Origin of the sequence: Desulfarculus baarsii DSM 2075 (assembly GCF_000143965.1) — a bacterium.
Taxonomy (GTDB): domain Bacteria; phylum Desulfobacterota; class Desulfarculia; order Desulfarculales; family Desulfarculaceae; genus Desulfarculus; species Desulfarculus baarsii.
On sequence record NC_014365.1, the window covers coordinates 507389 to 519868 of the forward strand.

The 12480-nt window shown below is 67.7% G+C and carries 11 protein-coding genes; 3 read left to right on the forward strand and 8 right to left on the reverse strand.

Annotated features, from left to right (window positions below; genetic code table 11):
* Positions 1-233 precede the first annotated feature (233 nt).
* The 3 genes from DEBA_RS02235 to DEBA_RS02245 all read left to right on the forward strand — a co-directional run bounded on the left by DEBA_RS02235 (position 234) and on the right by DEBA_RS02245 (position 2201).
* Positions 234-413, forward strand: coding sequence for an FmdB family zinc ribbon protein (locus DEBA_RS02235; RefSeq protein WP_013257276.1), 180 nt, complete (start codon positions 234-236; stop codon positions 411-413).
* A 39-nt stretch (positions 414-452) separates the two neighbouring features.
* A complete protein-coding gene (locus tag DEBA_RS02240; protein ID WP_043813531.1) occupies positions 453-1181 on the forward strand; it encodes a hypothetical protein in 729 nt (242 codons plus the stop codon).
* A gap of 84 nt (positions 1182-1265) precedes the next feature.
* A complete protein-coding gene (locus DEBA_RS02245; protein WP_013257278.1) occupies positions 1266-2201 on the forward strand; it encodes an HD-GYP domain-containing protein in 936 nt (311 codons plus the stop codon).
* Positions 2202-2204: 3 nt separating this feature from the next.
* Here the strand turns inward: DEBA_RS02245 and DEBA_RS02250 are convergent, their stop codons facing one another.
* The 8 genes from DEBA_RS02250 to moaC form a co-directional block, all read right to left on the reverse strand.
* Positions 2205-3803 carry a hypothetical protein gene (locus DEBA_RS02250; RefSeq protein ID WP_013257279.1) on the reverse strand — a complete coding sequence of 533 codons (1599 nt, stop codon included), beginning with the start codon at positions 3801-3803 and terminating at the stop codon, positions 2205-2207.
* The gene (locus tag DEBA_RS02255; protein ID WP_013257280.1) at positions 3790-4992 is read right to left on the reverse strand and encodes a glycosyltransferase family 4 protein; all 1203 of its coding nucleotides are present in this window, start codon (positions 4990-4992) and stop codon (positions 3790-3792) included. Before DEBA_RS02255 ends, DEBA_RS02250 begins: the two co-directional genes overlap by 14 nt.
* Entirely contained in the window at positions 4989-7343 is a 2355-nt protein-coding gene (locus DEBA_RS16700) for a glycosyltransferase family 4 protein (RefSeq protein WP_013257281.1), read from the reverse strand. The genes DEBA_RS02255 and DEBA_RS16700 overlap by 4 nt, the downstream gene beginning before the upstream one ends.
* A 3-nt stretch (positions 7344-7346) precedes the next feature.
* A complete protein-coding gene (locus DEBA_RS16705; protein ID WP_013257282.1) occupies positions 7347-8690 on the reverse strand; it encodes a class I SAM-dependent methyltransferase in 1344 nt (447 codons plus the stop codon).
* The gene (locus DEBA_RS02270; RefSeq protein ID WP_013257283.1) at positions 8687-9931 is read right to left on the reverse strand and encodes an ABC transporter ATP-binding protein; all 1245 of its coding nucleotides are present in this window, start codon (positions 9929-9931) and stop codon (positions 8687-8689) included. The genes DEBA_RS16705 and DEBA_RS02270 overlap by 4 nt, the downstream gene beginning before the upstream one ends.
* A gap of 109 nt (positions 9932-10040) precedes the next feature.
* Positions 10041-11438, reverse strand: coding sequence for an undecaprenyl-phosphate glucose phosphotransferase (locus tag DEBA_RS02275; RefSeq protein WP_013257284.1), 1398 nt, complete (start codon positions 11436-11438; stop codon positions 10041-10043).
* A 121-nt stretch (positions 11439-11559) separates the two neighbouring features.
* Entirely contained in the window at positions 11560-11922 is a 363-nt protein-coding gene (gene dksA, locus DEBA_RS02280; RefSeq protein WP_013257285.1) for an RNA polymerase-binding protein DksA, read from the reverse strand.
* Between the two features lie 87 nt (positions 11923-12009).
* Complete coding sequence (gene moaC, locus DEBA_RS02285) at positions 12010-12477, reverse strand: cyclic pyranopterin monophosphate synthase MoaC (RefSeq protein ID WP_013257286.1); 468 nt, start codon at positions 12475-12477, stop codon at positions 12010-12012.
* Positions 12478-12480: the final 3 nt, after the last annotated feature.

Here is a 12480-nt window from a genome sequence, read left to right on the forward strand (position 1 = left end):
TGGGGCAATGCGCCCCAGGCCACGGGGCGAAACTCCATTAAACTGCCGGATGTTGTGGTATTGTGAAAACGGGAGCACCTGGTAAATGGTGGGTGTTTTTAAAAAATAATAAGTAAAAACCGCATATTGTCTCGGCGAGGCCCTTGCTGGTGGTGATTGGCATGTTGCTTGCTATGAAATACTGTCAAGACGGAGCTGATTGTGCTTGCTCAACTTCCACGCGGAGCGTCGCCATGCCAGTTTTTGAGTATGTTTGCAGCAACTGCCAGAATGTCGAAAAGCGCATCACCGGGATCGACGACCACACCGTCATCTGCGAGCGTTGCGGCCAGGTTTCCGTGCGCAAGGCCGACGTGGAGTCCCTTCTGGCCTCCTACGCCGTCGACCGTGGCGAGGTTGAAAGCGGCCGATAATTCCATGGGGCGGCCGTGTTAGCGGCATGGCCCCGTGACGTGGCTTGGGCCGTCGACCAGGCGGTCGGGCGCGGTTTCGCGCGCGATCTGGCCTCGGCCTACGCCAAACTGCCCGACACCATTTGCGCGCGCGAGGGCCATTGTTGCGGCCTGCTGCCGCCGGTTCATCCAATCGAAGCCCTTTGCTGGCTCGGGCGCTTGGCCGATCAACGGGCCGATCGTCGGGCCGACGAACTGGCCAATCTGACAGAGCATTTCCTGACCAACGCCGTCCGGCGTCGGCCCTGCCCCTGGCGCGAGGAAGGCGCCTGCCATGTCTATGAGCAACGCTTTTTTGGCTGTCGGGCCTATGGCCTGTGGTCGGCGGGCCATTACGCGCGCCGCCATCGCGCCGCCGCTGGCAATCAAGCGCGGGTGGCCGCCGCCTGGGCCGAGCTTGGGGTGAAACTCCCCAACGAGGTTTTGGCCGCCGGACCGGGCTATTGCCGCAATGTGCGGCCGATCTCAGGGGCGGCCGCGCCTTCCGATGCGGACATCGAGGCCCTGGAGTCCCGAATCCAGGCCCTGGGCCGGGGCATGACCATGCCCGAGGCCGTCTGGCAATGGGGCGGCGATATTTCCTTCGCCGCGGCCTGGTTAACCTTGGGCCCGCGCCTGGCCTTGGAGCGCAAGGTGGCCGCCACACGGGCCGCCCTGGCCGGTCTCCACCAAGAATTCGCCGAAATTATCGATCAATCTCGCCAGGCAGCCCGCGAAATGGCCTGCTGATTATTCTTTCTTTTCACGTTGAGGCAACGGGCCGGCGCGTCTATAATAAAACTAAACGATAATAATTCGCAAAAGTGGCGCGCCATGCCAGCGGAGCCAGCACACGATCAAGCCGAAATCCAGCGCGTGCGCCGGCCCCAGGTCTGGTGTTATCGCGGCATACCGATCTATCGCCGCGACGCGCGGGGCGATCTGGTCCTGTTCAAGGACCGGGGCCGCACCCTGGCCGAGATGGGCTTTGACGAGCGGACCTTGCCCGGCGAGCTCTACGTGCTGCGCCGCGACAAGCTTTCGGCCATCGCCGAGGTGCAGGCCGGGCTCAACGGGCGCATGCTGGCGGCGGCCGCGGTCGGCGATCATCAGCGGGTCAAGTTGATTTTGACGCAGATCGTCGAGGAGACCTTCGCCGACCCGCGCGCGGGCAATCTGGAGGCCCTGGGCCAGACGGTCAAGGGCCTGGTGGAGGTCTACGCCGGCACGGGCGCGGCCTTGCAGCGCATGGCCCTGATGACCAGCAAGGATTATTCCACCGCCGTGCACTCGGTCAACGTGGCCGCCCTGGTCATGGGTTTTTGCCTGTTTCAGAAGCGGCCCCAGGCCGAGGTGATCAACCTGGGCCTGGCCGCCCTGCTGCACGACCTGGGCAAGCTGTTCATCGACGGCGGCGTGCTCACGGCCCAGCGCCGCCTGACCAGTGATGAGTTCGCGCAGATCAAGGCCCACCCGACGCGCGGCCTGGAGGCCCTGGCCGGCGGCGATTTCCCGGCCGAAGTGGCCTTGGCCGTGGCCCAGCATCACGAAAAGATCGACGGTAGCGGATATCCACTGGGTTTGACTTATTTTTCGGAGGCGGGTCAACTGGTGGGCCTGGTCGATTGCTACGAGGCGCTGACCAGCGACGAGCGGGTTTATCGTCCGCCGATGACGCCCCTGGACACGCTCAAGCTCCTCAAGGGCGACATGGCCGCCGGCAAGTTCGATCGCGCCCTGTTCGAGCAGTTCGCCTATAGTTTGGTCTGAGGCTCACTCCACGGCCACGCGCCTGATCAGCACCTTCAGCGGCGGTTGGCCGGGCGGGTTTTTGTAGATGTAGCGCAGGCGCGCCTGGGCCAAACCGCCCACCCGCCGGCCCAGATAGAGGCCGGTGTAGTAATCGTGGGCCTGATAGGCCTCGCCGGTGGGGGCGAACACCGGCCACGAGCGGGCCACGCGGGCCTTTTGGTGCCTGGCGTCGGCGGCGTCGCGCTTGTCCAGATCGCGGTCGGCGGTGTCGACGCCAGCGCGCAGCAAAAAGATATAGGGCACGTCTTGCTCGTCGGTGGCCACCAACTGCACCACCGGCGCGCCTTGGGGCGCGTCCTCGGCCGTCAGCAGGTGGCCGAAGACATGCAGCCGGCTGACGCCCGACAGCCACTCGGGCGCGGTCAGCTTCAGTTCGGGGTTGTCCGGCGAAAGCACCACCGGCTTTTCCAGCAGCTCCAGTCTGGTCAGGGGCCTGGGTGGGGCTTCTCGAGGCTTGGGCCACTGATAGAGCATGAACGGAGCCAGGGACGCGGCCAAGGCTAGCGCCGAGAGGCACAGGTTCAACGCCCTGCTGCGCCGGGTCAGCTCCAGCCAGCCCTCCTGGCCCATCAGCGGCAGGGAGTATTCGGCCAGCAATCCCAGGCAGATCACCAAAAACGCGCCCAGGGCCAGGGCCCGCAGCCATTCGGCCTCCAGCAGCAGCGCGCCGACATCGGGCCGCCACCAGGCCACCGCCAGGCTGACGGCCAGGCCGGCCGCCCACCACAACACCAGCAGCGCCCGCAGCAGCCAGTAGACCGGCAGCGGGTTGTCCGGCGGCGGCAGCGAAGGCCCCCGCCGCCTGGCCCGCAGCCGCCCGGCAAAGGCCAGGCCGACCGCGCAGCCCGCCAGCGCCGCCAACGGCGCAAGCTCGAACCAGGCCACCGCCAGCGCCGGCAAGGCCCCCACGCTCAGGGCCAGATAGACCAGCCAGCCCAGGCGACGGCCTCGGGGCAGGGCGGGCAAAATCACCAGCGTCGCCCCGCAGATCAGCGCCCAGAGCAGGGCCGCCAAGGCCGGTCGCCAGGCCAACCAGGGGTCGGGCGGCCACTGGGCCGCCAGGTCCGGCCGCACCCAGGCCAGGCAGAGCAGGCACGACATCAGGGCCAGGCCGGCGCCGGCCAGGCCGGTCAGCCATGGCCGTCTGGCTCCCTGGCGCAGTTCGGCGCGCAGGCCCAGGCTGAGCCCTCCCAGCCGCAGGCCCAGCCCGCACAGATAAACCAGGCCCAGCCACAGCTTGTAGTTGCCCAACAGCGCGCCAAAATACAACAGCGCCCCGAACAGCCAGCCGCACAGGTGGGCCCCCCAGGCGCACATCGCCGGGCTGACCGCGTCGGCGGCCAGACGGCCGCGCGGCGAAACGCCCACCAGCCGCAGCCCGGCCGGCCCGGCCAGCATGATCAGCCAGCCCAGGCCGAACCACCAGCGTTCGGCCCCCAACACGGGTAGCCCCAGCCGTGGCCACAGCCACCAGACCCAGCCGGCCACGGCCAGGCCCGAGGCCGCCTCCACCAGCCCCGGCCAGAGGCCCACGGCCGGACCGCGCCTACGTTCGGCCATCGGCCCACTCCTCCAGCGCCTGGCCATAAACGGCCAAGGTTTCACGGGCCGCCCGCCGCCACGAAAACAGCCGCGCCCGCGCCGCGCCGGCCTGGCGCAGTTGATCGGCCAGCTCTGGCCGCGCCAGCACCTCGCCCATGGCCTGGGCCAGCTCCGCCGGACGCCCCGGCGGCGTCAGCAGCCCGGCCTGGCCCACCACCTCGGGCACGGCCGCCGCCGCCACGGCGATCACCGGCGCGCCGCAGGCCATGGCCTCCAGCGGCGGCAGGCCAAAGCCTTCGTAAAGCGAGGGAAAGACAAAGGCCACGCAGGCCGAGAAAAGCGCCGGCAGATCGTCATCGGCCACGAAACCCAGCCGCCGCACGGCGTGCTCCAGGCCCAAGCGTTTGATATGCCCCAAAAAGGCCGGATATTGCTTGTCGCCTTCGATGGACCCGGCCATGACCAGGAGCGCCCGCTCGTCGGTGGCGCGGCAGATGGCCAGGGCCTCCAACAGGCCGGGCATGTCCTTGCGCTGATCGATGCCGCCCAGATAAAAGAAAAACGGCGCGCCCGGCTCCAGGCCGTGGCGGGCCAGCACGGCCGCTCGCGCGGCCGGGTCGGCCACAGGGGCCAGGTGGGGGTCGGCGGCCTCGTGGACGACGCTGACGCGCTCGGGGTCGAGGCCGTAAAGCTCGACCAGGTCGCGCTTGGTGCATTCGCTCACGGCGATGAGCCTCTGGGCCCGGCCCAGGCAGCGGGTTTCCACCCAGCGCTCCAGGCGAAAACGGGCCTGGCTGACGCCCTGGCTATAAATCTGGGGCAGGCGCTGGGCGATGAGATCATGCACGGTGATCACCGTCGGCCGCAGCGGCCACAGCGGCGCGTCCAGGTGGGCGATGAAATGCACCACCCGCCCGGCCCGCCAGGCCGGCAGAAGCGGCCGCCGGGCCAGCCAATAGTGGCTGATCAGGCGCTTGCCGTAGGGCAGCCACCGGGGCAGGTAGCCGGCGGGCAAGCGCTTGACGCGGCTGTCGAAATCGGGGTCGGGCAGATTGCCTTGGACCAGCAGCTCCAGGCCCTGGGGGCCGACCTCCGCCAGCATGGCCGCCAGCAGGTTTTGGGCGTAGCGGCCGATGCCCCGCTCCTTGTGCGCCTTGAAGCCGGCCTGCATGGCCCGGCCGTCGATCACCGCCGGCCAACCACTCATGAGCGGCCTCCCAGCGCCAGGCCCAGGCGTTGGTTCAGGATCTGGCGCAGCTCCTCGGCCACGCGCCGGGGCCGGAAGCGCTCCAGGCGGGCCTGGGCCGCGGCGCTCAGTTGGCGGCGCAGGCCCTCGTCGCCCAGGATATGGGCCAGCGTCTCGGCCGTGGCCACGTGGTCCTTGTGGGGCAGAAGCACCCCGCCATCGCCCAGGGTGCCCGGCACGCCCGTGGCCGCGTGGGCCACGATGGGCAGGCCAAAGTGCATCGATTCCACCAGCGGCACGCAAAAGCCCTCGTGCTCGCTCTGGCACAGATAGACATCGGCCGCCCGATAATAGGCCATCAGCGCCGGAAAACTCACATGCCCCGAGAAATGCGCATCGCGCACGCCCAGTTCGCCGACCAGCCGGCGCATGGCCCAGGCGTAAGGCTCCATGCCGCCGGCCGAGCCCACGATCAACAGCCGCGCGCCGGGCGCGAGCTTATTGAGCCAATAGTGGGTCTTGATCAGGTCTTCGACGCACTTGTTGGGCGCCAGGCGCCCCACGTGCAGCACGTTGCGCCGGCGGTCGCCAAAGCGGCCCAACACCAGGCCGTCGGGCGGCGTGTTCAGCACGTCCAGATCCAGCAAGATCGGCGAGACCTCCACCGCCGGGCAGCCGGCTTGGCGTAGTTCCTCGGCGTTGTAGGGGCTCACGCCCAGGCCCAGCTCCACCGCCGGGGCCACCAGCGCCAGTTGCTGGCGGCCTTGCCGACAACGCTGGGCGGCCTCGGGGTTAAGCTCGTCGAAATAGCGCGCCGGCGTGATGTTGTGGTAGCGCAGCACCTTGCGGCCGGGCAGGCTCAAAAATTGCTCGACCAGGGGGTGGCCGATGGAAAAATGAAAGATCAGCACGTCGTCGGGGCCGGCCTCGGCGGCGTATTCGTGGATCGGCCGGGCCTGGCCGGCCACACGCGCATCGACGTTGAGGGCGAAGACATCGCTGGCCGCGCCCCACGAACGCAGGGCCTTTTGCAGGGCCAACACGTCGGAGCCGATGGCGTCGCCAAAGGCGAAATCCGGCAGCATCTGGTGGATTTTCGGGCCCTTGGCCCTACCGGCCGGCTGGCGCGCGATGGGCCCTTCCCAGCGCGTCGGCGCGGGCGTGGGCTCGGCGCTCAGCCGCTCGATCAGGCCCAGATAGCGCCTGGTCACCTCGGGCCACGAATAATTATCCAGCACGTAGCGCCGGCCGGCCTGGGCCATCTGGTCGCGCAGGGCGCGGTCGGCCAAGATCAGCTCCAGGCACTGGGCAAAGTGGGGATAATCGCGAAAATGCAGCCCGCCGCCGCTTCGCTCCACGTGCTCGCGGGTGACGGCGCAGTCGCCGTGGACCAGCACCGGCGCGCCGGCCAGCCATGATTCCATGATGACGATGGAAAAGCTTTCCATGATCGACGGCTGGACCAAAAGCTCGGCGGCGGCGTAGGCGTCGTATTTGTCTTGCAGGGGCACGAAGCCCAGGTCCAGGCAGTATTTTTCGCCGCCGGGCGGGATCGGCGCGGGCAGGTTGCCGATCAAGAGCAGCTTGAGGCCGTCGGCCCCCTGGCGCTCGGCGACGTAGCGCATGAAATAGTGGATCAAAAGGGGCACGTTCTTGCCGGCGTCCTTGCGCCCGGCATAGAGAATGAACCGCCCGTGGCCGTATTTTTGCTTGAAACGCTCGGCGTCGCCATGCCAGCCGGTCTCGATGCCCTCGCCCAGGATCAGCGGCTCGGTGCGCCCCAGGTCGTAGAGCCTGGCGGCCAGGGACTTTTCGGCCGGCGCGTGAAAGACCACCGCCCGGGCCGCCTCGAAGGCCCGGCGCACCGAGGCCGTGCGGGCGTAGCCTTCATCGTGCAGGCAGGGGATGATCACGCTTTTGGCCGGGTGGATCAGCGGGCCCCAGACGGCGGTGGTGAACAGATAGGGAATGAAGAAAAACGGCCCTTCCTCGGGGTGCGCGGCCAGATAGGCCAACAGCTCGGGGCTGTTGATCATGTTGCCAAAAAAGTCGCGTTCCTCGTGGGGGGTGAGGAAGTGGCCGGCCATGACCCGCTGGTTGAGCCGGTTGAACGCCTCGGCGTCGCGGCCGGCGGTGGGAAAACGCCGCACGCGCACGCCCTGCTCGACGCTTTCGCCGGCCGGCAGGGCGTCGCTGTCCCAGTCGGAGCCCAGTCCGGCCAGGCAGGTGGTCAGCACGCCCACGTCCACCCCGGCCTGGGCCAGGTTCTGGGCCGTGCGCCGGGCCTCGGCCTCGGCCCCGCCGGGGATGCCCTGGCCGTACCAGGGCGTGACGAAGGTGGCCCGCAGGCCCTTTGACGCCTCGCTGGCCATGGCCTATTTGCGCCCCAGCACGGCGTAATCCTGGGGGCCGTACAAAAGCTGATTCAGGCGCATGATGTTGCGGTTGAAGGCCCCGGTCAGGTTTTGCCCATCGTCGACGACCAGCTCCAGCTTGCCGTCGGCGGGGATCTCGGAAAGATAGAGCACCTCCACCCCGCTCAGGCCCAGCCAGCGCCAGATAAAACGCAACGCCTCGGGATGGATGGGCTTTTGATGGGTCAGGTCCAGATAAAAGGCGCTGGCGAAGGTGCACAGGCTCTGGGGGTTGATCGTCTCGGCGATGAGCGCCCCGCCGGGAGCCAGCTTGGCCACGCACAGGCCCAAAAGCTCCATCAGTTCGTCGAGCGTCAGGTGCTCGACCACCTGGGCCATCAGGATGCCGCCCAGGCTTTGGTCGGGCAGCCCGCGCAGGTATTCCAGGGCGTCGGCCTGGACGGCGTCCAGCCCGGCGGCCCGCGCCGTGGCCACCGAGTCGGCGTTCTGGTCCACGCCCCTGGCCGCCAGGCCCGCCTCGGCGGCCAGGGCCAGAAACTCGCCACGGCCGCAGCCGATGTCCAAAAGCGGCCGCTCGGGGCCGACGCCATCGCGGAAATGGGGCAGATAGACCATCTGGCGGGCCTTGATCTCCTCGGGCCGGCCACGGTGCAGCTCTTCAAAAGCCAGATAGGCCCCGTCGCGGGATTGACGGCGCAGGCTGGCCAGATCACCCACGGTTTGGGCCGGGACTTGGCCGGCCTGGGCCAGGCGCTGGGCCAAGCGCTCCAGTTCGGCCAGCAGGGGCTCGACCTGCTCGCGGCCGCGGGCGGCGGTTTTATCCAGGCCCGAGAGGCGGTTTTCGGCGTCGCGCAGGCCGTTGCGCGTTCGGCTCAGGCCCTCGGCCAGATCGCGGCAGATGTCTTCCAGCAGCTCCAGGCGCTGCTCGGCCTGGGGCATGCGGGCGCGCAGATCCAGGTGCTGGGGCAGCAGCACGCCGGTCAGGCGCACCAGGGCCGCGTTGTATTTGACCTGGGTGGCCAGCCAGACGTTCAGGCAAAACTTGCTGGCCTTGTAGACGAGCTTTTTGACGCCGACGATCAGCCGGCCGGCCGCGCCGCCGCGATGGGTCTCCACGCCCCAGTCGGTGGGGTTGACCAGCTCGACCAGCGTTTTTTGCCAGAGAGTTAGCTCGGCGGCCGCGCCGTCCTCGGCCGAACGCTGGTAACTGACGGCGGCGGCCTCCACGCGGCGGATCTCGGCGGGGTTGTAGAAGCCGGCGGCCTTTTTGGCCTGGACGGCGGCCTCGACCTGGGCCAAAAGGGCGCTCACGTCGGGCTTGGGCGGTTGGGTCTGATCGGTCATCGGGCCTCTCCCAGGGGTCGCAGGCTCCAGGCGTGGGGCGGGCGGAAGACGCCTTCGTCGCCCACCGAACTGCGCACGGCAAACGACGCCGCCTGACGGATGTAGTCGATGTCACGGCCGCTTTTGTCGTGGATGGCGATATCGAGAAAATAGGTGCCCTGCAAAAGATCCAGGCGCTGGGCCTCGAAGCGCAGCGTCCCTTGCATGGGCGGGTTTTGATAGACCTGGCGGTCGATGCGCGTGTTGACGCCGTAGCACAGCGTGGCCTGGGCGTTGAAGATGCCCACCCCGCAGACCAGATCGGGCAGCGGGGCCTTGGCCTCATAGTCCATCTCGACGGCAAAGGCCTCGCCGGTGTTGAACACCGCCCGCTCGGCCCCGCCCGCGTCGAGGATGCGCCAGGCCGTGATCCGCGCGTCGCCGTCGCCCCAGCGCTCCTGGTCCAGGATCAGCGCCGGCTGATGGGCCTGGGCCCGGCGGATGGCGTCCTCGGCGGCGGCCACCTTCTGGCGATAGGCGTCGATGACCGGCAGCGGCGGACCCTGGGCCGCCACCCGGCCGCCGTCGAGCCAGATCACCTCGTCGGCGTATTTTTTGACCGCCTCCAGATCGTGGGTGACCAGGCAGATGGTCTTGCCCCGGCGGCGGAACTGGTTGATCTTGTCTTCGCATTTGTGGGCGAAGGCCTCATCGCCCACCGCCAGCACCTCGTCGACCAGCAGCACGTCGGGGTCGACGTTGACCGCAACCGAAAAGCCCAACCGCACGTACATGCCCGAACTATACGTGCGCACCGGTGCGTCGATGTATTCGCCCAGGCCGGAATATTCGGCTATCTCGTCGAAACGGCTGGCGATTTCCTTCTTGGTCAGGCCCAGGATCGCCCCGTTCAAAAAAACGTTTTCGCGGCCGGTGAACTCGGGGTGAAAGCCCGCGCCCAGCTCGATCAGGCTGCTGACGCGGCCACGGATGATCACCTGGCCCTCGTCGGCCTTGTAGATGCCGGCCAGGATCTTCAAAAGCGTCGATTTGCCCGAGCCGTTCTGGCCGATGACGGCCAAGGTCTTGCCCGGGGTCATGGTCAGGTCCACGCCGCCCAGCACGGTGATGAAATCCTTGGCCCGCCGGCGGCTGAAGGGCTTTAGCAGCAGGGTCTTCCAGGTGGTGTAGTCGCCTTGCAGGATCTCGCGCCGGAAGCGCTTGACCAGGCCTTTGACCTCTATGGCCGGTTGTTGGCTCATGGGCCCCATTTATCGCAAAAGGTTTGACAAATCGCGCGCCGCCGCGCCCAGGGAAAGATACCCCCAAAGCGGCGGCAAAGTCAAAAGCTCATGGCCCGGCCGGGCCGGCTCAATAGGCGTTGGGGTCGAACAAGACCCGGCCGACGGTGCGCAGCATGATCTGAAAATCGAACCACGGCGACCAGTTTTCGATGTAATAGAGATCGTGCTCGATGCGCTTTTCCAGGGAGGTGTTGCCCCGCCAGCCGTTGACCTGGGCCCAACCGGTGATGCCGGCCTTGGTGCGGTGGCGCAGCATGTAGCCGGGGATCTGCTTGCGAAACTCGGCGATCAGCTCGGGCCGCTCGGGCCGGGGGCCCACCAGCGACATCTCGCCGCGCAGGACATTGAAAAACTGCGGCGTTTCGTCGATGCTGTATTTGCGCATGAACGCGCCGAACCTGGTGGGGCGGCAGTCGTCCTCGCAGGCCCAGACCGGCCCGCACTCGTCCTCGGCGCCGACGGGCATCGAGCGGAACTTGAGCATGGAAAACAACCGTCCGTCCATGCCCATGCGCTCCTGGCGATAGAAGATCGGCCCCGGCGACGAAAGCCGCACGCCAATGGCCGCCGCCAGCATCAGCGGGCCAAGGAGCACGATGCCCGCCAACGAGCCCACGATATCCACCGCCCGCTTGACCAACCTGCTCCAGCCCTCCAGGGGGCTGCCGGCCAGGCCGATCACCGGCATGCCCTCGAACTCCTCCACCGAGCCGCGCAGCTTCATGAAACGATAGAGGTCGGGGACTATCTTGACGTCGACGGCCTCGTCGGCCACCTGTTCGAGCACCTCGTTGATGCGGTCGTGGGCGGCCAGGGGCAGGGCGATGATGAGCATGTGCACCGAACCGCCGGCCAGGATGCCCTTGATGGCCTGATAGCCGCCCAAGACGCTCAAGCCGTCGATTTGCTTGCCGATCATCTCGGGCCGCCGGCTGAGGAAACCCACCACCCGCAGGCCCAGTTCGGGGTGCTTTTGGATGTTGGCGGCCACCTGGCGGCCCAGTTCCTCGGCCCCGATGATGAGCACGCCCTCGCCGGCCCGCTCGTTGTAAAAGCGGCGCATGGCCGCCTGCATCAGCGGCCGGGCGAGGATGAGCGCCACGAAAATCAGGGCGAAAAATTGGGCGAAGACCATGCGGCTGAAGTCGTAGGGCCGCAGAAAATAAGTGAGCGTCACGGCCATGATCACGCCGGTGGCGCTGGCGCGCAGGGCCGGCCACCAGACCTGGGCCGGCCTGGCCCACGGCCGGCGGTAAATGCCCGAGGCCGGCAGGGCCACGGCGAAGACGGCCAGCACCAGAAACAGCAGCGTCAGGTAGAGGTCGAGATCGGGCACGCCCTTGGTGACGGGAAAAAGCGGCGCGAAAAAACGCCAGAAATAAGCGGCGATCCAGCACAGGGCCACCACGGCCAGATCGACCACGAACAACAACGAGCGGAAAAATCTGAGCCGTTTTTCAAACATTTATCGCGCCCGCCTGCAGCAGGGGATCGGCCGTCCGCGCGGGTGGGCCGGACGAGGGCGGCGAGGGCAAGAGCGCCGGCCGCTCAACGGGCCGGGCCGCCGCCAGGTGACGGGTGAGGGGTCATATGCTGCGAATCTTTTCGCCGGCTTCCTGCTTCTTTTTGCACTCGATGCACTGGGTGGTCACCGGCCGGGCCTTGAGGCGGTCGATACCGATCTCCTCGCCGCAGGATTCGCAAATGCCAAACGACCCGTCGGCGATGCGCTCCAGGGCCTCTTCAATCTTGCTCATGAGCTTGCGCTCGCGGTCGCGGATGCGCAAGAGGAAATTGCGGTCGGACTCCAGGGCCGCGCGATCGGTGGGATCGGGCAGGTTTTCCTTGTCGTCGGTCATGCCCGCCACGGTGCTTTCGGCCTCGCGGCGCAGCTCGACGAGGCGCTCCTCGAGAAGTTCCTTGAAGAACTGAAGTTGTTGTTCGTCCATTCCTGCCACCTCTCAAGCAATTTGCGGGCAAGGGTTAGGCGGGCAGTTTATCACGGAGCGGCGGTTATGTAAAGGAGGCAGCCAGGGCTAACCACGCCGCCAAACGCCGCTTTTGCCGCCGGATTTCTCCAGCAGGCGCAGCGAGACGATCTCGGCGGCGCGGTCGACGCCCTTGACCATGTCGTAGAGGGCCAGGGCGGCCACGCCCGCGGCGGTCATGGCCTCCATCTCCACGCCGGTCTGGGCGGTGGTGGCGGCGCTGGCCTCGATGACCACGCCGCCCTCGCTCAGCGAAAGCTCCACGCTCACCGCGCTCAGGGGTAGCGGGTGGCACAGGGGGATCAGCTCGGGCGCGCGCTTGGCGGCCATGATGCCGGCGATGCGCGCCACGGCCAGGGCGTCGCCCTTGGGCAGGCCGCCCTCGGCCAAAAGCACCAGCGTCTCCGGGGCCAGGCGCACCTCGGCCCGGGCCAGGGCCTGGCGCCGCGTCGGGGCCTTGGCCCCCACGTCGACCATGTGGGCGTGGCCCTTTTCGTCCAGGTGGCTGAGGCTCATCGC